The sequence below is a fragment of the Kitasatospora sp. NPDC089913 genome, assembly GCF_044748625.1.
In the GTDB taxonomy this organism is placed as follows: domain Bacteria; phylum Actinomycetota; class Actinomycetes; order Streptomycetales; family Streptomycetaceae; genus Kitasatospora.
Genome location: NZ_JBIVGI010000012.1, coordinates 217,096 through 240,582 on the forward strand (window position 1 = coordinate 217,096; position 23,487 = coordinate 240,582).

At 74.8% G+C, this 23,487-nt stretch carries 25 protein-coding genes; 8 read left to right on the forward strand and 17 right to left on the reverse strand.

Annotated elements, in window-relative coordinates:
- Positions 1-120: 120 nt before the first annotated feature.
- The gene (locus tag ACIPYS_RS20465; RefSeq protein WP_400747767.1) at positions 121-1,422 is read right to left on the reverse strand and encodes an MFS transporter; all 1,302 of its coding nucleotides are present in this window, start codon (positions 1,420-1,422) and stop codon (positions 121-123) included.
- Positions 1,419-2,309 (reverse strand): pirin family protein, encoded by an 891-nt coding sequence (locus tag ACIPYS_RS20470; RefSeq protein WP_400747769.1) that lies wholly within the window; start codon positions 2,307-2,309, stop codon positions 1,419-1,421. Before ACIPYS_RS20470 ends, ACIPYS_RS20465 begins: the two co-directional genes overlap by 4 nt.
- Before the next feature lie 144 nt (positions 2,310-2,453).
- Here ACIPYS_RS20470 and ACIPYS_RS20475 point away from each other — a divergent pair, with 144 nt between their 5' ends.
- The 4 genes from ACIPYS_RS20475 to ACIPYS_RS20490 all read left to right on the forward strand — a co-directional run bounded on the left by ACIPYS_RS20475 (position 2,454) and on the right by ACIPYS_RS20490 (position 6,477).
- Positions 2,454-3,041 (forward strand): NADPH-dependent FMN reductase, encoded by a 588-nt coding sequence (locus tag ACIPYS_RS20475; protein WP_400747771.1) that lies wholly within the window; start codon positions 2,454-2,456, stop codon positions 3,039-3,041.
- A 46-nt stretch (positions 3,042-3,087) separates the two neighbouring features.
- The gene (locus ACIPYS_RS20480; protein WP_400747773.1) at positions 3,088-3,921 is read left to right on the forward strand and encodes an MBL fold metallo-hydrolase; all 834 of its coding nucleotides are present in this window, start codon (positions 3,088-3,090) and stop codon (positions 3,919-3,921) included.
- 233 nt (positions 3,922-4,154) lie between these two features.
- On the forward strand, positions 4,155-5,009 hold the full coding sequence (locus ACIPYS_RS20485; protein ID WP_093864637.1) for an alpha/beta fold hydrolase: 855 nt from the start codon (positions 4,155-4,157) through the stop codon (positions 5,007-5,009).
- A gap of 274 nt (positions 5,010-5,283) precedes the next feature.
- Positions 5,284-6,477 carry a trans-sulfuration enzyme family protein gene (locus ACIPYS_RS20490; protein ID WP_400747775.1) on the forward strand — a complete coding sequence of 398 codons (1,194 nt, stop codon included), beginning with the start codon at positions 5,284-5,286 and terminating at the stop codon, positions 6,475-6,477.
- A gap of 74 nt (positions 6,478-6,551) precedes the next feature.
- On the opposite strand, the gene ACIPYS_RS20495 is transcribed toward ACIPYS_RS20490, so the two are convergent.
- Together ACIPYS_RS20495 and ACIPYS_RS20500 are read right to left on the reverse strand one after the other, a co-directional pair.
- Complete coding sequence (locus ACIPYS_RS20495; protein ID WP_093858823.1) at positions 6,552-8,339, reverse strand: SpoIIE family protein phosphatase; 1,788 nt, start codon at positions 8,337-8,339, stop codon at positions 6,552-6,554.
- Between the two features lie 146 nt (positions 8,340-8,485).
- Entirely contained in the window at positions 8,486-8,950 is a 465-nt protein-coding gene (locus tag ACIPYS_RS20500) for a MarR family winged helix-turn-helix transcriptional regulator (protein ID WP_093858822.1), read from the reverse strand.
- A 223-nt stretch (positions 8,951-9,173) separates the two neighbouring features.
- Here ACIPYS_RS20500 and ACIPYS_RS20505 point away from each other — a divergent pair, with 223 nt between their 5' ends.
- On the forward strand, positions 9,174-10,022 hold the full coding sequence (locus tag ACIPYS_RS20505) for an SDR family NAD(P)-dependent oxidoreductase (protein ID WP_400747777.1): 849 nt from the start codon (positions 9,174-9,176) through the stop codon (positions 10,020-10,022).
- 109 nt (positions 10,023-10,131) lie between these two features.
- On the opposite strand, the gene helR is transcribed toward ACIPYS_RS20505, so the two are convergent.
- A complete protein-coding gene (helR, locus tag ACIPYS_RS20510; protein ID WP_400747779.1) occupies positions 10,132-12,321 on the reverse strand; it encodes an RNA polymerase recycling motor ATPase HelR in 2,190 nt (729 codons plus the stop codon).
- 394 nt (positions 12,322-12,715) lie between these two features.
- On the opposite strand from helR, the gene ACIPYS_RS20515 reads away from it, so the two are divergent.
- Positions 12,716-13,933 carry an ROK family transcriptional regulator gene (locus ACIPYS_RS20515; RefSeq protein WP_093858819.1) on the forward strand — a complete coding sequence of 406 codons (1,218 nt, stop codon included), beginning with the start codon at positions 12,716-12,718 and terminating at the stop codon, positions 13,931-13,933.
- Between the two features lie 167 nt (positions 13,934-14,100).
- Entirely contained in the window at positions 14,101-14,694 is a 594-nt protein-coding gene (locus ACIPYS_RS20520) for a hypothetical protein (RefSeq protein ID WP_286158617.1), read from the forward strand.
- A gap of 70 nt (positions 14,695-14,764) precedes the next feature.
- Here ACIPYS_RS20520 and ACIPYS_RS20525 read toward each other — a convergent pair whose 3' ends face one another.
- Positions 14,765-15,421, reverse strand: a complete 657-nt coding sequence (locus tag ACIPYS_RS20525) for a transcriptional regulator (RefSeq protein WP_400747781.1) — start codon at positions 15,419-15,421, stop codon at positions 14,765-14,767.
- An 80-nt stretch (positions 15,422-15,501) separates the two neighbouring features.
- Positions 15,502-16,308 carry a helix-turn-helix domain-containing protein gene (locus ACIPYS_RS20530; RefSeq protein WP_093858817.1) on the reverse strand — a complete coding sequence of 269 codons (807 nt, stop codon included), beginning with the start codon at positions 16,306-16,308 and terminating at the stop codon, positions 15,502-15,504.
- 73 nt (positions 16,309-16,381) lie between these two features.
- On the opposite strand from ACIPYS_RS20530, the gene ACIPYS_RS20535 reads away from it, so the two are divergent.
- Positions 16,382-17,569 (forward strand): MFS transporter, encoded by a 1,188-nt coding sequence (locus ACIPYS_RS20535; protein ID WP_400747783.1) that lies wholly within the window; start codon positions 16,382-16,384, stop codon positions 17,567-17,569.
- A 52-nt stretch (positions 17,570-17,621) separates the two neighbouring features.
- On the opposite strand, the gene ACIPYS_RS20540 is transcribed toward ACIPYS_RS20535, so the two are convergent.
- From ACIPYS_RS20540 to ACIPYS_RS20585, 10 genes are all read right to left on the reverse strand, one after another.
- Positions 17,622-17,840, reverse strand: a complete 219-nt coding sequence (locus ACIPYS_RS20540) for a DUF397 domain-containing protein (protein WP_093858816.1) — start codon at positions 17,838-17,840, stop codon at positions 17,622-17,624.
- Entirely contained in the window at positions 17,837-18,214 is a 378-nt protein-coding gene (locus tag ACIPYS_RS20545) for a Scr1 family TA system antitoxin-like transcriptional regulator (RefSeq protein ID WP_400747813.1), read from the reverse strand. The genes ACIPYS_RS20540 and ACIPYS_RS20545 overlap by 4 nt, the downstream gene beginning before the upstream one ends.
- Positions 18,211-19,416 (reverse strand): tyrosine recombinase XerC, encoded by a 1,206-nt coding sequence (gene xerC / locus ACIPYS_RS20550; RefSeq protein WP_400747785.1) that lies wholly within the window; start codon positions 19,414-19,416, stop codon positions 18,211-18,213. Before xerC ends, ACIPYS_RS20545 begins: the two co-directional genes overlap by 4 nt.
- On the reverse strand, positions 19,416-19,595 hold the full coding sequence (locus tag ACIPYS_RS20555; protein ID WP_400747787.1) for a helix-turn-helix domain-containing protein: 180 nt from the start codon (positions 19,593-19,595) through the stop codon (positions 19,416-19,418). Before ACIPYS_RS20555 ends, xerC begins: the two co-directional genes overlap by 1 nt.
- Positions 19,596-19,930: 335 nt before the next feature.
- The gene (locus ACIPYS_RS20560; protein ID WP_400747789.1) at positions 19,931-21,889 is read right to left on the reverse strand and encodes a DUF3987 domain-containing protein; all 1,959 of its coding nucleotides are present in this window, start codon (positions 21,887-21,889) and stop codon (positions 19,931-19,933) included.
- A gap of 102 nt (positions 21,890-21,991) precedes the next feature.
- Positions 21,992-22,339 carry a hypothetical protein gene (locus tag ACIPYS_RS20565; RefSeq protein ID WP_400747791.1) on the reverse strand — a complete coding sequence of 116 codons (348 nt, stop codon included), beginning with the start codon at positions 22,337-22,339 and terminating at the stop codon, positions 21,992-21,994.
- Between the two features lie 138 nt (positions 22,340-22,477).
- Positions 22,478-22,684, reverse strand: a complete 207-nt coding sequence (locus ACIPYS_RS20570) for a hypothetical protein (RefSeq protein ID WP_400747793.1) — start codon at positions 22,682-22,684, stop codon at positions 22,478-22,480.
- Positions 22,685-22,796: 112 nt separating this feature from the next.
- Positions 22,797-22,976, reverse strand: coding sequence for a hypothetical protein (locus ACIPYS_RS20575; RefSeq protein WP_400747795.1), 180 nt, complete (start codon positions 22,974-22,976; stop codon positions 22,797-22,799).
- Between the two features lie 11 nt (positions 22,977-22,987).
- A complete protein-coding gene (locus ACIPYS_RS20580) occupies positions 22,988-23,251 on the reverse strand; it encodes a hypothetical protein (RefSeq protein WP_400747797.1) in 264 nt (87 codons plus the stop codon).
- A complete protein-coding gene (locus ACIPYS_RS20585; protein ID WP_400747799.1) occupies positions 23,248-23,457 on the reverse strand; it encodes a hypothetical protein in 210 nt (69 codons plus the stop codon). The genes ACIPYS_RS20580 and ACIPYS_RS20585 overlap by 4 nt, the downstream gene beginning before the upstream one ends.
- Between the last annotated feature and the right edge of the window lie 30 nt (positions 23,458-23,487).

The window sequence follows — 23,487 nt, forward strand, 5'->3', positions numbered from 1 at the left end:
GCGTCCGTCCTTCGTCCTTCGTCGGGGTGGGAAGGGGGCTTCCCAGGCGTGGCGGGCTTCTGCGACGGGATGGTACCGACCGTTTGGGACGGTAGTGACCGGTCCGGGTGATTGGACCGTTCAGTATAGGAACTGAACCGTTTGGTCCGCAAAGCCCGCGAGCACCGGACCCACTGCGACGCCGGCCGGGAAGGCCAGATTGAAGAGGCCGATCGCGCCGCCCTGCCGCTCCGGTGCGAGCCCGCCGACCGCCGAACCCGTGAGCACCCCCTGCCCGCCGGCGGTCACCAGTGAACCGAGCCCCGAGCCGAGCAGGACGACCGGGGGCCACGGCGCGAAGGCCGCCGCGGTCGCGGCCGCCGCCGAACCCGCCGCCAGCAGGACCCGGACCCGTCCCGTCCCCAGTGCCGGGGCGAGCCGGACCAGCTGCCAGGAGAGCAGTGCGCCGGCGAGCGACACGGACGCGACCGCGGCGCCGGTGGGCAGCGGGCCCCAGCCGGTGAGGGCGGCCACCCGGCGCGGGGCGCCGTACACCAGGGCGAAGTTGACGGTGGCGAGCGCGAGCATGAGCAGCGCCGGGCGGCGGAAGCCGGGCCGCCGCAGCAGGCCCAGCGGCAGGGCGTCGCGGAACCGCCCGTCCGGTGCCCCCGGCCGGGCGCGCCGGGCCCGCGCCGCTCGTGCTCCGTGGCCTCCGTGCCCCTGCGGCCGTTGCCGCCCTTCCCGTGCCGCCTGCCCCTCCCGCTCGCCGCGTCCCGCCCGCCCGGCCGGGCGCAGTAGGGCGGGGAGCACCGCGAGGGCGAGCAGCGGCATGACCAGCGCGGCCCGCCAGCCGAGCAGTTGCGCGGCGCCCGCGCCGACGAACAGGCCGAGCGTGCCACCGGCGGCGTTGCCGATCGCGACCAGGCCGGTGGAGCGGCCGGAGCGGTCGCGGCCGGCGATCCGGAAGGCCGCGACGGTCAGTCCCGCGGCCCCGGCGGCCTCCACCGCCCGCCCTGCCACGAGCGGCGGCAGGGCGGAGGGCGCGGTCAGCACGATCGCGGCGCCGAGGGCGACCAGCGCCGCGCCGGCCCGGACCAGGGCTGCGGGGCCGCGCCGCCCGGCGGTGCCCGCCAGCAGCGGGGTGCCGGCCAGCAGGCCGAGGCCGTACGCGGTCATCAGCCAGGCCGCCGAGGCGGTCGGGACGTGCAGGGCGTGGGCGGCGGTGGGCAGGGCCAGGCTCGGCCCGGAGATCCCGCTCGCGGCGGCGGCGATCAGCAGCGCCGCGGCCGTCGTCCCCGGTGCCCGCCCGCCCGGGGCGGTGGTGGCGGGGCGGTGGCCGGCGGCGGGGGCCCGCGAGGCGGCGCGGGTGCGCGGGACGGCGGGGGCCCCGGAGGCGGCGGGCGGGTGCGGGACGGCCGGGACGGGGAACGGGGCGGCGCTCATACCGGCATCCGGCCCATCAGGCCGCGCGAGTGGTCCTGCTGGGCCCGGTGCAGCTCGGCCACCGTGTTCATCACGAACGGCCCGCTGCGGGCGACCGGTTCGCCGATCGGCTCGCCGGCCAGGACGAGCACCTCGGCCGGCCCGTCGACGGCCCGCACGGTGAAGCTCTCGCCGTCGTGGTCGAGGACGGCGAGGTGGCCGTCGGGCAGCGGGACGCCGGCGGTCACGGCCCGGCCGGTCAGGGTGTGGAACGCGGCGGTGTGGTGGGCCGGCGCGGTGAACGTCGCCGAGCCGCCGGCCGCGAGCCGGGCGTGCACCACCAGCAGCGGGGTGCGGGTCTCGAAGGGCGCGGTCGCGCCGTGGGTGGTTCCGGCGAGGACGATCAGTTCGGCGCCCTCGGCGGTGCGGACCACGGGCAGGTCGGCGGCCTCGGCGTTCTGGCTGCGCGGCGGCACCCCCTTGAGCCGCGCGGGCAGGTTCACCCAGATCTGCAGCATGTGCTGGCGGCCGCCGGCGGCGAGGAACTCCGGGGTGGGCAGGGCCTCGTGGACGATGCCCGAGCCGGCGGTGAGCCACTGGACGCCGCCGCCGCGGACCACGGCGCGGTGGCCCCGGGAGTCGGCGTTCGCGATGTCGCCGTCGATGACGTACTGGATCGTCTCGAAGCCCCGGTGCGGGTGCGGGGGAGCACCCTTGGCCTCGCCGGGGGCGAGGTCCACCGGCCCGACCTGGTCGACCATCAGGAAGGGGTCCAGGAGGGGCAGTTCGGCGGTGGGGAAGGGGCGGCGGACGGGGAAGCCCGCGCCCTCGAAGGTGTGGAACGGGGGGACGACGCGGGCGACGGAGCGGCCGGTCGCCGGTGTGGTGCGCACGGGTGTCGTGGTCATGGCTCGACTGAACTACACCACTCAGTTCAGTGTCAAGACTGAACAGTTCAGTTGACAAGGTGAACTGATCCGTCTAGTTTTCTCGGTGTCGACCCCGACAGTCACCACAACACCAGCAGTCACCCCACCACCGAGGAGCACCTCATGACCGCGTCCAGGATCTTCGCCATCTCCGGTTCGCTGCGCGCCGACTCGCACAACACCCGGCTGCTGAAGGCCGCCCAGAAGTTCAACCCGGGCGGCCAGGAGATCGAGATCTACGAGGGCCTGCGCGAGATCCCGCCGTACGACCTGGACCTCGACACCCCCGAGCTGCGCCCGGCCGTCGTCGAGGACCTGCGCCGCCGGGTCGCCGAGGCCGACGGCCTGCTGATCGCCACCCCCGAGTTCAACTACTCCATACCCGGCGTGCTCAAGAACGCCATCGACTGGCTGAGCACCGACTGGACCCGCACCGAGGGACTGCCGCTGCACCGCAAGCCCGCCGCCATCCTCGGCGCCGCGCCGACCAACTTCGGCAGCGTCCGCGCCCAGCTGGCGCTCCGCCAGGTCTTCGTCTGGACCGAGACCGACGTGGTGGTGAAGCCCGAGGTCATCGTCTTCCGGGCGCACGAGCGCTTCGACGAGGAGGGCAACCTCACCGACGAGACCACCATCGGTCTGCTCCAGGGACTGCTGTCCGCGCTCCAGGAGAAGATCGACGCCAAGGCGGAGCGCGCCGCCCGCGGCTGACGCCCCGCCCGCGCACCGCACACCGTACGACGGGGGGAACAGAGAGATGTCCGACCACCGCACACCAGCACCGACAGCAGCACGGAACACGCCCACCACCACGCCGACGCCCACCACCCCGGTCACCGTCACCGCCGCCCACCTGGGCACCGCCACCGTCCTGCTGCGGATCGGCGACCTGACCGTCCTCACCGACCCGGCCCTCGACCCCGGCCCGGCCGACTACCCGGCGGCCCGCCCGCTGCGCCGTACCGCCGGCCCGGCGCTCACCGCCGACCGCCTGCCGCCGATCGACCTCGTCCTGCTCTCCCACGACCAGCATGCCGACAACCTCGACCCGACCGGCCGGACCGTGCTGGCCGGCGCCACCACCGTGCTCACCACGCCCGAGGCCGCCGAACGGCTCGGCGGAGCGGCCGAGGGGCTGGCGACCTGGGAGAGCCGCCGGATCACGGCCGGCGCCACGACCGTCACCGTGACGGCCACCCCCGCCCGGCACGGACCGCCCGGCACCGAGGAGGCCACCGGCCCGGTCACCGGCTTCGTCGTCGAGTACGACGGCGGCACCCTCTACCTCTCCGGGGACACCGTCCGCCACGACGAACTGGCGGGCATCGCCGAACGCTTCACCGTGGACACCGCCTTCCTGCACCTGGGTGACGCCCACTTCCCGTCCACCGGCGACCGGGCGTTCTCGATGAGCGCCCGCGAGGGGGCCGAACTCGCCCGGCTCCTGGGCGCCCGCACGGTGGTCCCGGTCCACTACGAGTCCTGGGAGCACCTCGGCGAGGACCCGGACGCCATCACCGGGGCCTTCTCGGCCCCCGACCTGACCGGCCGGCTGCGGCTGCTGACCCCCGGCGTTCCCGAGTCGCTGTGAGCGGCCCCGAACGCCCGGGGGCCGCGACCGCCGACTCCCGCCCGACCGAACGCCAGCACCGGACCCAGCCGAGGAGCACTCCCGTGTCCGCCGCCGCCCGTACCGAAGCCGCAGGCCGCACCACCACCGGCGCGATCCACACCGCCACCGGCGCAGGCCGCACGACCACCGACGCAGACCACGCCACCACCGACCAGGACTCCACCGCGGGCGGTTCCGCCCCGCACACCGAGGTGCGCCACCGCACGGTCGAGATCGACGGCCTGCCGGTCTTCTACCGCGAGGCGGGGGACCCGGCCCGGCCGACCCTGGTCCTGCTGCACGGCTTCCCCACCAGCTCGGCGATGTTCCGCGGTCTGCTGCGGGACCTCGCCGACTCCTACCACCTCGTCGCCCCCGACCACGTGGGCTTCGGGCAGTCCGCCACCCCGCCCGTCGGTGAGTTCGAGTACAGCTTCGAGAAGCTCACCGAGTACACCCTCGCCCTGCTGGACACGCTCGGCCTCGACCGGTTCGCCCTCTACATCCAGGACTACGGCGCCCCGATCGGACTGCGGATCGCCTCCCGGCACCCGGAACGGGTCACCGCCCTGATCAGCCAGAGCGGCAACGCCTACCCGGAGGGGTTCACCCCGTTCTGGGACGTGCTGTTCGCCCACGCCGTGGACCGCCCCGCCCACGAGCCCGCCGTGCGCGAGCTGCTCACCGCGTCCGCCACCCGCTGGCAGTACACCCACGGGGTGCCCGCCGACCGGCTGGACCGGCTCTCCCCGGACAGCTGGACGCTCGACCAGGCCGGACTGGACCGCCCGGGCAACCGGGAGATCCAGCTCCAGCTGTTCTGGGACTACCAGTTCAACCTGGAGGGCTACCCGGACTTCCAGGAGTACTTCCGGACGCACCGGCCGCCGACCCTGGTCGCCTGGGGCCGCAACGACGAGATCTTCGGCCCCGCGGGGGCCAGGGCCTTCGCCCGCGACCTCCCGGACGCCGAGATCCACCTGCTCGACGCCGGGCACTTCGCCCTGGAGACGCACGGCCCGGAGATCGCCGCACTGGTCCGGGACTTCCTCGGCCGTCACCTCTGACCCCGGGGGCCGGGCGGCGGCCCGGCCCCCGGTCACCCCGGCCCCGGTCACCCCGGCCCCGGTCACCCCGGCCCCGGTCACCCCGGCCCCCGCCCCCGGCCACCCCGGGACCCGTCCGTCCTTCCGCGACAGGGGTGCGGAAGGACGGACGGCCGACAGGAACGCGACGGGCACGCAGTGGGCACCCGACGGGCACCCGGCGACCGGGAATCCGGGGCCACCGGGACGGGATTGGCCCTGGTCCGGTCGCGGTGGACGCGGACAGGATGGGGGGATGAGCGACTTCCACGACGGGCTGCGGCCCGAGAGCCGGATCGTCCACCCGCCCGTGCAGGAGGTGGTCGGAAGCCGGCCGCTGGGCGTGCCGATCCACCAGGGCCACGTCTTCGCGTTCCCCGACGGCGACGCGCTGGCGGAGGCCTTCGGAGGGCCGGGCCGCGCCTTCCTCTACAACCGGATGGGCAATCCGACGGTCCGTTCGCTGGAGCAGGCGGTGGCCGGGCTGGAGGGCGGCAGCGGTGCGCTGGCCGCCTCCTCCGGGATGGGCGCGATCAACACGGTGCTGCTCGCCCTGCTCCGCTCCGGGGACCACGTGATCGCCCAGGAGAGCCTCTACGGCGGCACCTTCGCGGCCCTGGCCGACCTGGCCGCGCGCTGGGGTGTGACGGTCACCCATGTCCGGGGCGACGATCCGGAGGAGGTCCGCGCCGCGCTGCGGCCCGCCACCCGGCTGCTGTACCTGGAGACGGTCTCCAACCCGACCGCACGGGTCACCGACCTGCCCGCCCTGATCGGCGTCGCCCGCGAGGCCGGAGTGCTGAGCGTGGTGGACAACACCTTCACCACCCCGCTGCTCTGCCGCCCGATCGAGCACGGGGCGGACATCGTGGTCCACTCGGCCACCAAGTACCTGGGCGGTCACTCCGACGTGCTGGCCGGGGTCGCCGTCTTCGCCGACGCCGCGCTGCACCACCGGGTCTGGGAGCACGGCGTCGAACTCGGCGCCTCCCTGGACCCGTTCGCCGCCTGGCTGACCCTGCGGGGGATGCAGACCCTCGGGCTGCGGATGCGCCGGCACAGCGAGTCCGCGCTCGACCTCGCCGGACGGCTGGCCGCCCACCCGGCGGTCACCACCGTGCACCACCCGGGTCTGCCGGGCCACCCGGACCACGAGCTGGCCCGCCGGCTGCTGCCGGAGGGCCAGGGCGGGGTGTTCGCCGTCGACCTGGCCGGCGGGCGGGAGGCCGCGGCCGCGTTCGTCGGTGCGCTCCGCCTCGCCTCGCTCGCGCCCTCGCTCGGCGGGGTGCACACCCTGGTGATGCACCCGGCCAGCACTTCGCACCGCCAGCTCTCGGACGAGGAGCTGGCCGCCGCCGGGATCGGCCCCGGCACCGTGCGGCTCGCCGTCGGCATCGAGCACCCCGAGGACCTCTGGGCCGACCTGGAGCAGGCCCTGGGCAAGCTCTGAGCGGACGCCGCCCCCTCCCCGCCGCCCCCTCCCCGCCGCCTCCCCGCCGACTCGTCCCCGCGGCCCCGGGCCCGCTATGCCCGGGGCGGCGGCCGGAGCCGGGGCCGGGCAGCCAGCACGGCGACGTCGTCCTCCGCCGGGTGCCCGGGGGCCGGGCCGAGGGCGTGCAGGGCGGCGTCGAGCAGGTCGTCCAGCGGACCGGTGACGGGCAGGCGCAGGGCGGCCAGCCGGGCCAGCGAGACGTCGATGTCCTCGCCGCGCCGTTCGACCAGACCGTCCGTGTACAGCAACAGGGTCTCGCCGGGCAGGAGGGGCCGGGTGGAGAGTTCGTAGCCGCCGACCCCGGTGCCGAGCGGCGGGCCGGTCGGGATCCGCAGCAGTTCGGTGGGCCGCCCGGGCGCGATCAGCGCGGGCGGGAGGTGTCCGGCGCCGGAGAAGGTCCACCGGCCCCGGCCGGGGTCGGCGAGCGCGAGCAGGCAGGTCGCGGGGCGGGCGGACTCGTTGGCGGCGATGACGGTGTCCAGCTGCCGCAGGATCCGGTGCGGAGGAAGGTCCATGCCCGCGACGTCGCGCAGGGTGGAGCGGTAGTTGCTCATGTCGACGGCCGCCTCGACGCCGTGGCCCATCACGTCGCCCATGACCAGCAGGGTCCGCCCGAACGGCAGCCGGACGGTCTCGTACCAGTCGCCGCCGACCACCGAGCTGCTGCCGGACGGCAGGTAGCGGGAGGCGAGTTCGAGGTTCTGGTGCGGGTTGCCCGGTTCGCTGAGCAGGGCGCGCTGGAGGTCGAGGGCGATGCCCTGGGAACGGCTGTAGCGGCGGGCGTTGTCGATGCCGGTCGCCGCCCGGGCGGCGAGGTCGCCGACCAGCACCGCGTCGTCCGGGCCGAAGCCGGGGGAGGCGTCGGTGCGGGCCAGGGTCAGCAGGCCGACCAGCTGACCGCGCGCGGTGAGCGGCAGCACCAGCAGCGAGGTCACCCCGAGGGTGCGGAAGACGGCCTCGGCGTGCGGATCGGGCGCGGCCGCGGCGAGTTCCTCGGCGCCGCGCGGGGCGAGCAGCACGGCGACGCCGGAGGCCAGGGCGCGGGCCGCCACCGACCCCTCCCGGTGGCGCAGCGACTCGCCCGGGCGGGCCAGTGGGCCGAGGTCCGCGCGCAGCGCGGGCGCGGCGGCCAGCCCGGCCCGGTGGAACCGCAGGCCCGGTGTCCCGCCGGGCCTGGCGGCGGTGGCCGGCGGCAGGACGTCGACGGTGGCGAGCTCGGCCAGCCGGGGCACGGCGAACGCGGCGAGTTCGGCGCCGGTGGTGTCGATGTCGAGGGTGGTGCCGATCAGCTCGGCGGCGGCTTCCAGGAGGGCGAGCCTGGTCCGGGCCCGGGTGAGCTCGCGGCGCAGTTCCTGGACCGGGTCGGGATCGTCCAGGACGGCCACGATCACGCCGATGACGCGGCCTCCGGCGGTGAGCGGCCGGTAGCGGATCCGCAGGCCCGCCGGGACGGGGAGGCCCGGGCCGTCCGGGCCGCCGGCGACGCGCTCGCGGTCGCGGCCGTCGTCCAGGACCCGGCGCACGGTGCCGACGGCGTCGGCGAAGGCGGTGTCCGGGGCCGGCCGGCCCAGCAGGTCGGCCCGGGGCAGACCGGTGACGGTGGTGAAGGCGGCGTTCAGGTACGACCAGCGCAGTTCGGGGTCGAGCAGGGCGACCCCGGTCGGCAGGACGTCGAGCAGCTGACGCAGGAGGTCGGGGTCGTCGCTGTCGGTAGTGTCCGGCGCGCTCCCGGAGAGCGCCGCGGCCGCCGCCGCGAGCGCGGGGGTGTCCGCGTTCGTGGGGGTGCCGCCGTCTCCTCCGTCGTCGTGCCGGAACCGCATAGGTCCATGATCACGCTCCGCGGCGCGGCTCGCCCAGGGAGTCGCGCATTCTTGACCGCCCGGTGGGATTCCGGTATCGGGGCGGCGGGCCGCGGGGGCGGTTGGCCCGCTGGCGCGCGCGGGTCGGCGGGTCAGGCCCCGGCGGGTCAGGCCCCGGCGGGGCGCTTGAGCTTGGCCCAGACGGCCTCCAGAGCGGCGATGTCGCCGTCGTCGAGGCGGTCGTCGAAGACCTCGGCGAGTGCCGCCCGGCGGGTGGCGTCGGCCTCGGTGAACAGCCGTCGTCCCTCCTCGGTGAGTGCGATCCGCACGGAGCGGGCGTCGGTGGGGGAGGGTGCGCGCTCGACCAGGCCGCGGGCCTGCAGCGCGTCGGTGACCCGGGAGACCTGGCTGCGGCTGAGCAGGGTCTTGGCGCCCAGGTCGGAGGCGGCGACCGGTTCCGCCTGGCCCCGCAGCCAGAGCATCACCTCGAACCAGGAGAGCGGCAGGTCGTGGGCCCGGGCGAGGGCCTGGTCGACCCGGGCGCTCAGGGTCGTGCCCGCCCAGACCAGGCCGTAGAAGGCGTGGTCGCGGGCGGTGAGGTCGCCCAGGGTGAGGTCGGTGCGCTGCGACATACCGGAAGCCTACCTGTTTGCGTGTGCGTGCACACATCCTCTAGGGTGTGTGTGCACGCACACAAATTGCCGGGTGCGAACCACGGCACGCGAACGACGGCACACGAGCCACGACACGCGAACGACGACACGCGAATCACCGCGTGCGGACCACCGCACGCCAGTCCCCGCTCCGGGGCACGGCCGCCCGACGGCCGCGGCTCCGGCAAGGCAAGGAGTCCCCGTGACCACCACCGACCGGATCGTTCTCATCACCGGCACCTCCAGCGGCATCGGCCTGGCCGCCGCGATCGCCGCGGCCGGCGCCGGCTTCCGGGTCGTCGCCACCATGCGCGACACCGGCCGCTCCGGCCCGCTGACCGAGGCCGCGGAGGCGGCCGGCGTCGCGGACCGGATCGAGATCGCCAGGCTCGACGTCACCGACGCCGCCTCCGTGGCCGCGTGCCTGGCGGACGTCGCCGCCCGGCACGGCCGGCTGGACGCCGTGGTCAACAACGCGGGGTCCGGCCGGGTCGGCACCGTCGAGCAGGACGGTCTCGCCCCCGTCCGCGAGGTGATGGAGGTCAACTTCTTCGGTGTGGTCGAGGTGACCCGCGCCGCGCTGCCGCACCTGCGCGCGAGCGGCGGCCGGGTCGTCACCGTCACCAGCGTCGGCGGCGTGGTCGGCCAGCCCTTCAACGAGGCCTACTGCGCGGCCAAGTTCGCGGTCGAGGGCTTCATGGAGTCGCTCGCCCCGGTCGCCGCGACCGTCGGCGTCACCGTCACGGTCGTCGAACCGGGCGCCGTGGCGAGCGAGTTCGTCGCCAGTCAGGGCATCGACCTGCCCGCCCTGCTCGCCGCCGCCGGACCCTACGCGCCCGCCCTGGACGCCTACGTGGCCCGTACCCGGACCGCCTTCGACCAGGCGCAGAGCGTGGAGGCGGCCGCGGCGAGCATCGTCACCGCGCTCACCGCCGAGCGGCCGCCGTTCCGCGTCCAGACCTCGGACCGGGCCCGGGCCTTCGTCGGGGCCAAGCTCGCGGACCTGGACGGGTCCGCCGTCCAGGGGATCACGGCCGGCTGGGTGGCCTGAGCGCGGCCGCGGCGGCCCCGGACGTCCGGCGGCGACGCGGCGGCCCCGGACACCCCGGCGGCGGTGGCACGACGGACGGCCGTCGCCCCGCCGCCGGGGCGCGCCCCGGTCAGGCTCCCGTGAGCACGACCAGCTGCCGGGTCGCCCGGGTCATCGCGACATAGCGGTCCACGGCGCCGCCGACGCCCTCGCCGAAGCCCGCCGGGTCGACCAGGACGACCAGGTCGAACTCCAGCCCCTTGGCCAGCCGCGGCGTGAGCGCCCGGATCCGGCCGCTCGCCCGGAACTCCTCGCGGCAGGTGGCACCGAACTCCGCGGCGAAGGCCGCGTCGCCGATGACGCAGGCGGTGCCCTCGGCGTGCGTCGCCAGCCAGTCGGCCAGCACACCGTCGAGACCGGAGACCGGGCCGTGGGTGACCGGCACCCCGCTGCGGCGCACCGAGGTGGGGACGTTGGCGTCCGGCAGAGCGGCCCGGATCACCGGCTCGGCCTCCGCCATGACCTCCTCCGGCGTGCGGTAGTTGACGCTCAGCGAGGCCACCCGGGCGCGGTCGAGACCGATCCGGGCCAGCCGCTCCGGCCAGGACTCGGTGAAGCCCTCCCGGGCCTGGGCCCGGTCGCCGACGATGGTGAAGCTCCGGGACGGGCAGCGCAGCAGCAGCATCTGCCACTCGGCGTCGGTCAGTTCCTGCGCCTCGTCCACCACGATGTGCGCGAACGGTCCGGCCAGCCGGTCCGGGTCGGCGGCGGGCAGGGAGCTGCCGTCGACCAGGGTGTCCTTGAGGTCCTGGCCGCGCAGCATGGCGACGGCACCCTCGCCGTCGTGGTCGGCCTCGAGGATGTCGCTGATGACCTCGGCCATCCGGTCGCGTTCGGCGGCCAGGGCGACCTGCTCCCGGCGCCTGCGGCGGGCGTCCGCCGGGTCGCCGAGCCGCTGCCGGGCCGCGTCCAGGATCGGCAGGTCCGACAGCGTCCAGGCCTGCGGCTCGGCGCGCTGCAGCCGGCGGACCTCCTCGGGGGCGAGCCAGGGAGCGCACAGCCGCAGGTAGGCGGGCACCGTCCACAGGTCGCCGACCACGTCGGCGGCCTCCAGCAGCGGCCAGGCCCGGTGCAGTGCCTCGACCAGCTCGCCGTCCCGCCGCAGCGAGCGCAGGAACAGCTCGACCGGGACGTCCTCGCCGCCGTCCAGCTTGGCCAGCAGGATCTCCGCCAGCTCCGCCCACACCTGCTCGCGCGCCTCGTTGTGCGGGGTGCCCGGGTCGGGGGCCGCGAAGGCCTCGGCCCAGTCCTCGGGGTCCAGCCGGAGGTCCTCCCAGTCGGTCGAGACGATCATGCCCTCGGTCGGCGGCTCCTCGTAGATCCGCACGGCCTGCTCCACCGCCCGCACCAGGTCCGCCGAGCCCTTCAGCCGGGCCACCTCCGGGTCCGGCTCGGCCGTCGCGCCCGCGCCCTCGGTGACCAGGTCCCGCACGGTGCAGGTGCGCACCCCCTCCTCGCCGAGGCTGGGCAGCACGTCGGCGACGTAGTCCAGGTAGGGCTGGTGCGGGCCGACGAACAGCAGGCCGCCGCGCCGGTGTCCGAGCCGCGGGTCGGAGTAGAGCAGGTAGGCGGAGCGGTGCAGGGCGACCACGGTCTTGCCCGTGCCGGGGCCGCCGTCGACGACCAGCGCGCCGCGCGAGCCGGCCCGGACGACGGCGTCCTGGTCGGCCTGGATGGTGGCCAGCACGTCCCGCATCCGCGCCGAACGGCTGCCGCCCAGGGTGGCGATGAACGCCGACTGGTCGTCCAGGGCGGCGTGCCCGTCGAGGCTCTCGGCGGCGAACACCTCGTCCCAGTAGTCGGTGATCCGCCCGCCGGTCCAGCGGTAGCGGCGGCGGCTGGCCAGGCCGGCCGGGTCGGCGTGGGTCGCGGCGAAGAACGGTTCGGCGGCGGGCGAGCGCCAGTCGACCAGCAGTCGGCGGCCCTCGGCGTCGGTCAGACCGAGGCGCCCGATGTACACCGGCTCGGCGCCGTCCGCCGGGACGATCCGCCCCAGGCACAGGTCCAGCCCGAACCGGCGCAGGGCGCGCAGGCGGCCGGTCAGGCGGTGGACCTCGAGGTCCCGGTCCATCGCGGCCCGGCCGGCGCCGCCGGGTGCGCGGCGAGCGGCGTCGAGGCTGTCGGAGGCCTCGGCGATCGTCCGTTCCAGGCTCTCTGCGACGGCCGCGAAGTGCCGCTCGTCCGGGCCTACCAGGGCCGGGTCCGCCTTGGCGGCGAGACGGTCGGGAAGGTCGAACACGCTGGTGGCGGGGGTGGTCATGGCAGCGGTTCCGATCCGTTGGTCCGACTGGGGCTGGTGCACTGAGCAGGACTCCAAGGGGCTCGTTCGGGTGCGGGACGGGTTCAGGTCGTTGATTGTGCGGCAGGACGGGGGCCTTGCGGCAAGGCCCCCCTTGCGCTATATCTTGAGAGTGGCAAGAGGAGTGTGACGGCCTACCGCTCCCGCCGCGCTTCCCCTCTCGTTCCGCTCTCCTCGGTGCGTCCTCCTCGACGAGGGCCGTTCCCCTTCCCGACGAGGCCGGTTCTCCGCGCCCTCGCGTCCCGCCCCGGCGGCCGGGACCGGAACCCCCCGGTGGGCGCCGTGACAACGAGTCATACTGGCTGGTGCCCAGGGCGTGTCGTGCCCGGGAGAAGACCCCAGACCGGAGGACCTGATGAGCCGCGACCTGCCGACCACCGTTCCGCCGGGCCCCACGCCGGCGCAGCCGTGGAACCGGCAGCGGCTGCGCAGCAACAACGAGTGGCTGCTGCTCGAACGGCTGCGCCTCGGCGGCCCGTCCTCGCGGGCCCAACTCGCCCGTGACACCGGCCTGTCCAAGCCCACCGTGTCCGCCGCGCTGGCTGCCCTCGAACAGGCCGGGCTGGCCCGGGAGGCCGGGCGCTTCGTCCCCGAGCGCGGTCGCACGGCCGTCCTGTACGAGCCCGACCCGCTCGCCGGGCACGTGCTCGGTGTCGACATCGGCCGGGCCCGGCTGAGGGTCGCCGTCGCCGACCTCGCCGGGGACATCGTGGCCCGCCGTGACATCCCGAACAAGGGGCGGACGGCGAACGCGGTGGCCGACGCCGTGGTGGCCGCCGCCCGGGAGACCACCGCCGAGGCCGGGGTCGCCGCGGCCGACATCGTGCACGCCGTGATCGCCACCCCGGGCGTCTGGGACGAGGAGCGGCGGGGCGTGCGGTACGCCACCAACCTGCCGGGCTGGGGCAGGCCCGGGCTGTTCGACCGGATCGCGGCCGGGCTGGAGACCACGATCACCGTCGGCAACGACGCCAACCTGGCCGCGCTCGGCGAGTACACCCTGGGCGCCGGGCGGGGGAGCGGCAGCCGGATGTTCGCCTACCTGGTGGCCGGGACGGGCCTCGGTGTCGGCGTGGTCAAGGACGGCGAGCCGCTCCTCGGTGCCCACGGCGCCCTCGGCGAGGTGGGCATGGTGCCGCTCCCGCCGCACCCCGACGGCACCCCGGGCGGCACCGTGGAGCAGGTCGCCGCGGCGGAGGCGGTCGTCCGGACGGCGCTGGAACTCGGCATGACGGGCCCGTTGACGGCGAAGCAGGTCTTCGACCGGGCCCGCGCCGGTGATCCGCTCGCCGCCGCCGCCGTGCACCGTGCGGTCGGCCAGCTCGCCTACGCCCTCGCCGTGGTGTCCGCCGTCCTCGACCCGGACCTGATCGTGCTCGGCGGCGGTATAGGAGGCAGCGCGGACCTGCTGCTCGAACCCCTCGGCCAGGCGCTGCACCGCCTCACGCCGATGCGGCCCACGCTGGCCGCCAGCCGCCTCGGCGAGGAGGCGGTCCTGCTCGGCGCGCTCGCCACGGCGCTCGACCTCGCCCGCCCGGAGGTCTTCGAGCGCCGCTCGTCACCGACGGACTGAGCGCGGGCGCGGGGTCCGGCGCTGCGTGATCGGGGCCGACCGGTCGATCGACGCTGAGTGATGGCCAGGTCTCGATCTGCTTACAAGTGTTTGAAGTATGTACAGACCGTGTGACAGGACTGATTGACTCGCGATCCTCTTTCAAGTGGAACGGAGCGTTCACGTCCATGCCTTCACGGATGCGCGGCGGTCGTCGCGGCCTGGCCGCCGTCGCCGGACTCGTCTTCACGGTCGGTCTCGCCCTGACGGGCTGTGACCCGACGGCGGCCGACACCGCCACCGTCGCGGTCACCACCCCCGCCACCACCCCCGCCGCCCCGGCCGCGGTCACCACCCCGCCCGCGGCCGCCCCGGCCGTCACCGCCCCGGCGGCCGCGCCGGTCCAGACGCCGCCCCCGGCGCCCGCGCCGACCGCCGTCGTACCCGAACCGACCAAGCCGGCCGCCGACCCGGCGCCGGTCGTCCCGGTCGTCCCGACCACCGCCCCGCCCAAGGCCCAGCCGACGCCCAGCAAGGCCGCGCCCCAGCCCAAGGCGACCACCGCCCAGCCGCCCACCGACCCGGTGCCGGCCGAGCCCAAGCCCGTCGAGACCAAGCCGGCGGCCGCCGCCGGTGACTGCGAGATCAAGTCCAACGCGGGCAACTGCTACAAGGCTGGCCAGTTCTGCCGCGACGCCGACCTCGGCCGCACCACCCACGAGGCCGGCGGCCGGGTGATCACCTGCCGGATGGTCAGCGGCAAGCCGCACTGGCAGGCCTGACCCGGCTCAGGGGTGCCGGGCCGGCGTGCGTCAGAACCTCAGGGGTGCCGGGCCGGCGTGCGTCAGAACCTCAGGGGTGCTGGGCCAGCGTGCGCCAGAACATCGCCTCGTAGCTCTGCAGCAGTCGGCCGTACTCGCGGGCGGCGGCCGGGTCAGGGCCGGTGAGACCCACCGGACCGAGCGCCTCGGCCGCCGCCCGCTCCAGCGCGGTGGGGGGTTGGGCGAAGAAGTCGAAGAAGGCGCAGGCTTCCTCGCCGAAGCCGTGGAAGCGGCGCAGCGCCCCGGCCAGCGAAGCGCAGTAGCCGCCCCAGGCGGTGAAGTTGGCGACCAGGGCGGCTGCGACGGCGGGCGGGCGGCCGTTCAGGGCGAGCCAGGCGAGGTAGGAGGGGTAGGCCTGGCAGCCGGGCAGGGGTTCCGCCGCGGCTCCGGGCGGTCCGCAGGCGGCCGCGAGGGCGGGCAGGGTGCGCAGGGCCGCGCTCTCCCCGTCCGCGAGGCCGGCGAACCAGGCGCCCAGGGGTGCGTCCGCGCAGCGGGTGGCGAGCAGGAGGAGGCTGCGGCGGTCGGAGGCGATGATCCGTTGCTGCTGTGCGGCGAGGGCGGCGAGGGTGCCGAGCCTCCCGCGCCCGGTCGCGAACTCGGTCACCAGGGCGGGCGGTTCTTCGGCCGGCGGCGCCAACTCATTTCGTAGGCGCTTGAGTTGCTGTTCGATCGACTGGATGTCGGGCATGCGCGTCCTCCGTTTCGCTCCGGGAGCCCATGAGTACCGCGTCCGCCCGCGGTCGGTCCCGGGGGCGCGCCGGGGCGGCCTCAGCTGTCGGTGCGGCGCTCCCCGGCGGGTTCCCCGGCCTCGAACCAGCCGCTCGGCGGCACGCCCAGGGCACGGTGGAACATTGCCGTGAACGCGCTCGGGGTGGCGTAGCCGAGGGCGGAGGCGACGGCCGTGACCGGCGTGTTTCCCGCCAGCAGGGTGACGGCGTGGATCAGCCGGGCCTGCTGGACCCAGTGGGAGAAGGTCGTGCCGGTCGCGGCGGGGAACCTCCGTTGGAGGCTGCGCGGGCTGAGATGGGCGTGGGCGGCGGCGGTGGTGGTCGTCCAGCGGGCGCCCGGGGCGGCGCGGACCGCCGCGCAGAGTGCGTCCAGGGCGGGGTCGGTCGGCACCGGGAGGTGCAGGGCGGGGACGGGTCGCGGTGCGAGTTCGAGCAGCAGCAGGTCGACGAGGCGGCCGTCGCGGCCGTCGACCCGGTAGTCGAGCGGGATGCGGGTGGCGGCGTCGACGAGTTCGCGCAGCAGCGGCGGCACCGCGACGACCGTCGGCGTGTCCGGCAGGCCGGCCGCAGCGCCGGGTTCGAGGTACAGCGTGCGCATCCGCACCGGCCCGGTGCAGGTCATCGCGTGCACGACGCCGGCCGGGACCCACACGCCCCTGGTGGCCGGAACCACCCACGTCCCCCGGTCGGTGACGACGGTGATCGCTCCGCTGGTTCCGTAGATCAGCTGGGCCCGGCGGTGGTGGTGCGGGGGGATGTGGTGGCCGTCGGGCAGGTCGCGCGCCATCGCCGCCAGCGGGCGCGGCACGTGCTGGTAGTCGTCGCGGTTCTCGCTCTTGCCATGCATTGGCGCACTCTCGACAGGGGACGGCAGATCGGCGAAAGCTTGCCACAGGTGGCTCTCCGTAGCGTTTCGTCCCGTGATCGACAACGACCGTGAGGTCCGTGTGCCGCGACGGACCATCGCGCTGCTCGCGACGACCAGCGCCCTGACCGCCGCCAACATCTACCTCGGACAGCCGCTGCTGGGCAGCGCCGCCGCCGCACTGCACGTCCCGCCGGCGACGTTGGGCGCCGTGCCGACCGCCACCCAGATCGGCTACGCCACGGGCATCGCGCTCATCGTTCCCCTCGGCGACAGCCGGGACCGGCGGCGGCTGATCCTGGGCCTGTGCGCGGCCTCGGCCGTCGCCCTTGCGGCCTCCGCGCTCGCCCCGACGGCGGGTCTGCTGGTCGTCGCGGCCCTCGCACTCGGCCTGCTCTCCCCGGTTCCGCAACTGGTGGCGCCGCTGGCCGTCGCCCTGGCCGGTGGCCGGGACCCCGGCCGGACCGTCGGCACCGTCCAGGCCGGCCTGCTGATCGGGGTGCTGGCCTCCCGGACGTACTCCGGGGCCCTCGCCGAAGCGGCGGGCTGGCGCGCCGTGTACGGGTGCTCCTGCATACTCACCGTGCTGCTGACCCTGGTGCTGCGTCGGGCACTGCCGACCGGGCCGCTCACCGCCCCGCCCGCCCGGGCGCTGCCGTACCGCGAGCTGCTGGCCTCGGTGCCCCGGCTCTTCGCCACCAGTCCGCAGGTCCGCCGCATCACCCTCTCCGGCGGCCTGGTCGGCGTCTCCTTCGGCGCCTTCTGGACCGCGCTGACCTTCCTGCTCGAGCAGGACTACCACTACGGCTCCACCGTCGTCGGTCTGTTCGGCCTGGTCGCCGTGGCCGGAGCCCTCGCCTCGACGGCCGCCGGGCGGGTGGCGGACCGCTTCGGCCGCCGCCGCGTCGTGCTCGCCTCGGTCGCCGTCACCGCCGCCGCCTGGGCGCTGCTGCTGCCCGGCGGGAGCGGGATCCTCTGGCTGACGGCCGGGGTCTTCGTGCTCGATGTCGGCACCTGGGGCAACCAGGTCGTCTGCCAGGGCGCCCTGTTCACCCTCGACCCGGCGCTCCACAGCCGCCTGAACACCTGCTGGTTCACCCTCCGCTTCCTGGGCATCGCCGTGGGCTCGCTCGTGGGTTCGGTCGCCTGGGCGCACGGCGGCTGGCCGGCCGTGGTCGGTGTCGGAGCCGCGGCGAGCGTGGCGGCGCTGCTCGTTGCCGGACTGCCGGAGCGTCGGTCGTAGCGCCGGCCCGCACCGCCCGGTGCGGGCCGACGCCGTGTGCGTGCGGCCGGTCTCAGCGGCGTGCGGTGAAGTCGCCGACGCGGAGGCCGGCGACGAAGGCGAGCCAGGAATCGGCCGGGAACGAGAGCGCGGGCCCGTGGGGGTCCTTGCTGTCGCGGACCGCCACAGACGTATTGAAGCGCCCGAACTCGACGCAGTTCTCGTTCGGGTTGCTTGCGGACGCCTTCCTCCACTCGACAGGCAGGGCGGATGCGACGGAATAGTGGGTCACTTGAGCTGATCTCTCTTCTCTCGGATGATGTTGAGTGACTCGCCGAGGCTGAGGGCGGTCGCCATGATCTCGTCGAAGGCCGCGCGATAGAGATCGACGTGCTCAGGCTTCTCCACCCAGTTGCTGGCGAGCATGTCGCTGAGCAGCACGAGGTCCAGATCCCGCTGCCGGAACTCCAGGAGCGTGAACGGTCCGCTCATGCCGGGGTGTGGAGGGGCAAGCGCCGGCATGATCTGAATGCTGAAAAGCGGAAGGTCGCCGGTTCGACCCCGGCCCTGGCCACAGCCGCCTGAAAAGGCAAAAAGGCCCCGGAGAGGTTCTCTCCGGGGCCTTCTGCATGTCCTGGTACGCCTACCCGTACGCCAACGGCTCAGGCGAGCTTCTCGCTGAGCGACCCGAGGGCCTTCCGCTGCTCGTCCAGCGACGCGTGGGCGTAGACCTTCATCGTCACCCCGATGTCGCTGTGGCCAGCGATCTGCCGGACGATGTGCGGCGGGACCCCCAGATCCAGCAGCAGGGTCACGCAGGTGTGGCGCAGGTCGTGGAAGCGGAGGCTGAGCCCGAGCCGGTCCCGGAGCGGGTACCAGCTCCGCCGGAGGTTGTCCGGCTCGATCGGCGTCCCCACCCGACTGGTGAACACCAACCCGGTCTCCGTCCACCGCTCGCCGGCCGCCACCCGTTCCTGCGCCTGCCGCTCACGGTGGGCCCGCAGGGCGTCCAACACGACCGCGGGGAGCGGCAGCGTCCGGAGCGAGGACGCCGTCTTGGTCGGACCAAGCAGGAGAGCCCCGTCCACCCGCTGAAGGTTGCTGGACACGATCAGCGTCCCGCGCTCAAGGTCCACCGCCGCCCAGTGCAGGCCGAGCAGCTCGCCGCGCCGGAGCCCCATGGCGAGGGCCAGCACGTAGAGCGCGTGAAGGCGGTCAGCGCTCGCCGCCTTCAGGAGCAGGCGCGCCTGCGGGACGCTGAGCCCCTGCCCGGCGCTGTAGTCGGGCGAGGGCACCTGAACCAGCTTGGCGACGTTCCGCACGATCAGCTCTTCCCGGACGGCGCTCTCCAGCGCGTTCCGCAGAACGGCGTGGATCGACTGGACCATTCGCCGGGAGAGCTTGGTCTCGCAGCACTCCCCCGCCGCACAGCACTCCGGCTTCAGGCGCGCCGCGTCCCGCCCGCTCTTGCAGCACTGGCAGGCGTTGGCCACGCGCACGAGCCACGTACGGACGTCGGCGGCCCGGAGCGTCCGGAGCTTCTTCGTCCCGAGCCCCGGGATCAGGTGCACCCGAACCACACTCTCGTAGCCCTGGTGTGTCTTCGGGCGACGGTTCTCCCTCACGACCGCCTCCAGCCAGTACGTCAGGTACTCGGCCATCTTGACGTTGGTGTCGGGCGTCGGGATCCCCTGGTTGTCCTGGGCCTGAAGCGCCGTGATCTTCTCGCGCACCTCATCACGGGTCTTGCCGTACACGGAGACCCGCTTGATCTGACCGGACGTGGTCGTGACGTAGACCCGGCCATGAAAGAGGTCGCGCCCCTTCACACGGGTGATGCTGCCTTCGCCGTTGGCGCGCTTGGCCATCAGGCGGCCTCCTCCATCTTGGTTCGGACGTAGTCGTGCAGGGCGGTGACGGGGATGCGGCGGGAGCCGCCTTCCTTGAAGCTGGCGAGGACACCGGCGCGGATGAGGTCGTAGACCTTGCTGCGGCTCATCTGGAGGGCGTCCATGACGTCGGGGACCTTGAGCAGAACGGGGGTCACATGCGCTCCCTGGGTGGCGGCGAGGGGCGGGGTGCCGCCGCAGAAACCGCAGAATCCGCAGAATTCGGGGCACATGGGCACTGAGCTGCGGTGATGGCGGTTTCGGGCGGCGGTTGATGATCTCCGCAGAATTCCGCAGAAACTCCGCAGAATTCGGGCAGGGGCAGGGCCGCCCCGGAGCCGGTGGCTGGCTCCGGGGCAGGCGCGGGCGGGACCCGTGATTTGTGCGGAGTTTCTGCGGTTTTCTGCGGGAGTGGATCTTGCGCGGGTTTCCGCAGGTCAGGGCCCGTTCCGGGGCTTTCTGCGGATTCTGCGGTTTCTGCGGCGGGGGTGGGCTACTCGTCGCCGCAGAGGGCGGGGTGGATCTCGTAGCGGGGGGAGGGCTTGCGGCCACGGGTGCGGGGGCGGACCGGCACCGGTTCGAGCCGGAGGTAGCCGTGTTCCTCCAGCAGCGCGAGGGCCGGGTCCAAGTCGGCGGCAGTGGGGAAGTCGGCGCGGCTGAGCCTGGTGAACAGGTCCCGGCGGCTGACGGCGCGCCAGCGGTTGTCCCGGCAGACGTCCAGGACGGCGCTGGCGCGGGTGACGGTGGAGTCGGCTCCCATCGCCTCGAACACCGTCAGGGCGTGGGCGGTGAAGTAGTCGCCCAGCTTGATGGCGCTGACCATGGTGGCCTCGGTGACGGGCTTGGTGTGCCCGTCCGTGAGGTGGACGGCCAGGTGCAGCAGACCGGCGATGCGGGCGACAGTGCCGGCGAGCTTGCCCGCCCACTTGGCGATGTGGCCGAGTTCCCCGCCCCGGGCGGCGAGCTGGGGCTCAAGGCGTTCCTGGAAGGCGATCAGGAGGGCGTCGGCGGCGGGGGTGAGCTGGAGGACGGCCGGGTCCGTCCAGTCCGCCAGGGCCTTGGTCAGGGAGGTGATGTTGCCCTCGTACGTCTCGGCGACGTGCGGGGCGACCGGGTCGGTGATGATCCGGCGGGAGCCGACCGTGGAGGCGGGCAGGCAGTACAGGAAGCGGGCGAGCAGGCCCCGGCCGTCGAAACCCCGGACCCGGGCGATGTCCTCCAGCACGCTGGGCTGCACGGCCAGGCCCATCGTCAGCGCGGGCGACTCCACGAACTCCTGTCGGCTGCGGCGGTCGACGCGCAGGCGGTCCCCGGCGTGGCCCTTGAGGAACACTTCGAGGTTGGGGGTGCCGGAGTAGCGGCCGGCGATGATGTCGAAGATCCCGCCCTCGGCCGACAGGACCGACAGGCGCCCGCCCTGCTCGGCCAGCAGGCTGGTGATGGCCTCCGGGGTGGCGTCGTCGACCAGCAGCCTGGGCTGCGGCGGCACCGTGATGCCCTCGGCGGTCTGTGCCAGGCCGATGGCCTCCGCAACGAGCTGGTCTCGCTCCGGGCCGTCGGCCTTGGCGGCCTTGGCAGCGGCCGTCTCGGCGACCTCCCGGGCCAGACGGGCGGTCAGCTCCGCCTCGACGATCCGCCCGGCCGCCGCCTCTCCGAGGGCGCGTTCGGCGGCGTAGAGGGGGTTGGTCATGGCGCCGAAGACGGCGCTCTTGCGGTTGGCCGGGGGCAGGGCGACGACGGTGAACAGGTTCACCGGCTCGCGCCAGCGGCCCCGGATGTGGACGACCGCGCGGCCTCCGGCGGCGGTGGCCAGGACCGACAGGGCGAGCGTGCCGGCCATGTCGGGCGGGGTCTGGGACTCCTCCGCGACCCCTGCGACGTACTCCTTGAGCCATCCCGGGAGGGCGTCCACCGGGAAGGCGGGCAGGGCTCGGGAGGCGGTCAGCGGCACCGGGTCCGGCCATGCGGCAGGCTCGGGCTCGGTCGGGACGGCGAGCACGGCACGCAGCCTATCGGCGTCGGCCCCGGGCTCGTTGGCCGCTTGGACAAGACGGGTGCCCGCCTCGATCAGGCGGCGGCGCTTGGCGGTCTCGCGCACGATCGCGGCGTAGTACTCGGCGTTCGCCACCGTCGGAGTCGCCGACACCAGGCCGGAGACGTAGGCGGGGCCGCCGATCCTGCCCAGGTCGCCGGAGCGGCGCAGGGCGTCCGTGACGGTGATCGGGTCGGCCGCCTCGCCCAGGTCGAGGATCGCCCGGTGGATGGTCTCGTGGGCGGGCCGGTAGTAGTCGCCGACGTCCATGACGGCGGCGACGTCGCCGAGCGCGGCGGGGTTGAGCATCAGGGCACCGAGGACGGCGCGTTCGGCCTGGAGGTCGTTGGGCACCGTGCTGTCCGGGCTGTGGAGCGGGACGACGTTGTCGTCGGGCCCGGGGGCGGGGTGTCGGGTCATGCGGCGCGGGTCTCCCTCTGGTGTGTGGCGAGCAGGGGGACCCGGGGCGGTGGGCTGTCCTTGGCCGGGAGTGCCGGCCGCCCCGGGGTGGAGCGGAGTCGGTCAGAACAGGGCGTCCGGCTCGACGGCCGGCGTGATGTCCTGCTTGGTCTGGCGGGTGCGGGTGGCGTCGTGGCAGCGCTCGCACCACGCGGCCAGCTCCCGCTTGGGCAGGGCGGCGACGCGGTGCGCGGGCAGCAGCAGCGCGGCCGGGTCGGCCGGGGCGGCGAGCAGGCGGACCCGTCCGCCGCCGTGGCGGGTCTGGTAGCCGTTGTGGACGCGGTCGCACCGGCCGTCGGTCTTGGCGTGGGTGGTGCCGCAGGTGCCCCGGCACTGGCAGCGTCCGGCTGCGGCGGCCATGACGGCCTGCCACAGTCCGGCCCCGGCCAGCGGCGGGACGCGCCCGGTCACGTGGCGGCCCGGGAGAGCCGGGCCCGATGGGTGGTGGAGAGTGCCATGCTGGTGGTTCTCCTTGGTTGCTGTGGCGAGCAGGGAAACCGGAGCGGCCGGGCTGTCCTTGGCCGGGAGTGCCGGCCGCTCCGGGCTGAGTCAGCTCTCGTCGGGGGCGCCGTACTTGGCGTCCCAGCGGTCGAACGCCTCCTGCTGGATGCGGTCGGCGCGGTTCTCCAGCCGCTTGGTGGACTTACCGCGGCTTTCGGCGCGGACGACGCGCACGCCGATGAGGAACAGGCGGGCGGCGTCGGCGATGTTGTCGGCGCCCATCTGGCGGGGGTCGAGATAGGTGCGCTTGGCCATGCGGCCCTCCCGGGCGGTCAGGGGTGGGATCGGGCTGTCCGTCCCCGGCACTGCCCGCACCGCGCCCGGCAGGGGCGAGGGGCGGGCGGAACCGGGATCGGCACAGGCCGGGTCACTCGTCCTCGGGGCCGCAGACGCAGTCCTCGGGGTCGGCGCCCTGCCCGATCCGGCAGGCGCAGTAGATGAAGCCGAACGGCACGCGGATGGGCTCGCCGCCGGGGCAGTGGTCGCACTCGCCGGGCGTCCAGTCCTCGGTGTCCTCGTCGGGGGCACAGTCGAAGTCGTCGAACACGGGAAGTCCTTTCAGGCGGCGCGGCGGGCGGCGGGGAAGGGCAGGACGGTGGCGAGCGGGACGTGCTGGCCGTCGGTGGGTGCGGGGGCGCCTTCTCCGCCGTCGGGCGGGGCGCTGGCGTGCCGGTTGGCGCGGTGGGTGGCGGACTCGGCGAGTACCTGCCGGACGGCCGCGCTGTCGGCCTTGTCGCCGCGCTGGGAGATGAGGGCGGCGGCGGACAGGATGACGCCGGGGCCGATGAGGACGGCGGCGGCGACGGTTTCGGCGGTGCTCATCGGTTGGCCTCCCGGGTGGCGGTGGCGAGGAGGTCCAGGACGGTGGTGCCGAGGGCGGCGGCGCGCTGCTCGATGCCGGTCCAGGACTCGGGGTCGATGTGGAGCAGGGCGGCGAGGGCGGCGGCCGGCCGCTGGTCGGCGGCGGCGGTGAGCGCGTCGCGCAGGTGGACGGCGGCCAGCGGCCGCACGCGGACGGGGGTGCTCATGCGGTGGATCCCCTCTCGTCAATGGATGCG

Excerpts from the sequence above, each read along its gene's own strand:
- ACIPYS_RS20465 (WP_400747767.1), bottom strand. The coding sequence starts at position 1,422 with ATGAGCGCCGCCCCGTTCCCCGTCCCGGCCGTCCCGCACCCGCCCGCC.
- ACIPYS_RS20470 (WP_400747769.1), bottom strand. The coding sequence starts at position 2,309 with ATGACCACGACACCCGTGCGCACCACACCGGCGACCGGCCGCTCCGTC.
- ACIPYS_RS20475 (WP_400747771.1), top strand. The coding sequence starts at position 2,454 with ATGACCGCGTCCAGGATCTTCGCCATCTCCGGTTCGCTGCGCGCCGAC.
- ACIPYS_RS20480 (WP_400747773.1), top strand. The coding sequence starts at position 3,088 with ATGTCCGACCACCGCACACCAGCACCGACAGCAGCACGGAACACGCCC.
- ACIPYS_RS20490 (WP_400747775.1), top strand. The coding sequence starts at position 5,284 with ATGAGCGACTTCCACGACGGGCTGCGGCCCGAGAGCCGGATCGTCCAC.
- ACIPYS_RS20495 (WP_093858823.1), bottom strand. The coding sequence starts at position 8,339 with ATGCGGTTCCGGCACGACGACGGAGGAGACGGCGGCACCCCCACGAAC.
- ACIPYS_RS20500 (WP_093858822.1), bottom strand. The coding sequence starts at position 8,950 with ATGTCGCAGCGCACCGACCTCACCCTGGGCGACCTCACCGCCCGCGAC.
- helR (WP_400747779.1), bottom strand. The coding sequence starts at position 12,321 with ATGACCACCCCCGCCACCAGCGTGTTCGACCTTCCCGACCGTCTCGCC.
- ACIPYS_RS20515 (WP_093858819.1), top strand. The coding sequence starts at position 12,716 with ATGAGCCGCGACCTGCCGACCACCGTTCCGCCGGGCCCCACGCCGGCG.
- ACIPYS_RS20520 (WP_286158617.1), top strand. The coding sequence starts at position 14,101 with ATGCCTTCACGGATGCGCGGCGGTCGTCGCGGCCTGGCCGCCGTCGCC.
- ACIPYS_RS20525 (WP_400747781.1), bottom strand. The coding sequence starts at position 15,421 with ATGCCCGACATCCAGTCGATCGAACAGCAACTCAAGCGCCTACGAAAT.
- ACIPYS_RS20530 (WP_093858817.1), bottom strand. The coding sequence starts at position 16,308 with ATGCATGGCAAGAGCGAGAACCGCGACGACTACCAGCACGTGCCGCGC.
- xerC (WP_400747785.1), bottom strand. The coding sequence starts at position 19,416 with ATGGCCAAGCGCGCCAACGGCGAAGGCAGCATCACCCGTGTGAAGGGG.
- ACIPYS_RS20560 (WP_400747789.1), bottom strand. The coding sequence starts at position 21,889 with ATGACCCGACACCCCGCCCCCGGGCCCGACGACAACGTCGTCCCGCTC.
- ACIPYS_RS20570 (WP_400747793.1), bottom strand. The coding sequence starts at position 22,684 with ATGGCCAAGCGCACCTATCTCGACCCCCGCCAGATGGGCGCCGACAAC.
- ACIPYS_RS20580 (WP_400747797.1), bottom strand. The coding sequence starts at position 23,251 with ATGAGCACCGCCGAAACCGTCGCCGCCGCCGTCCTCATCGGCCCCGGC.
- ACIPYS_RS20585 (WP_400747799.1), bottom strand. The coding sequence starts at position 23,457 with ATGAGCACCCCCGTCCGCGTGCGGCCGCTGGCCGCCGTCCACCTGCGC.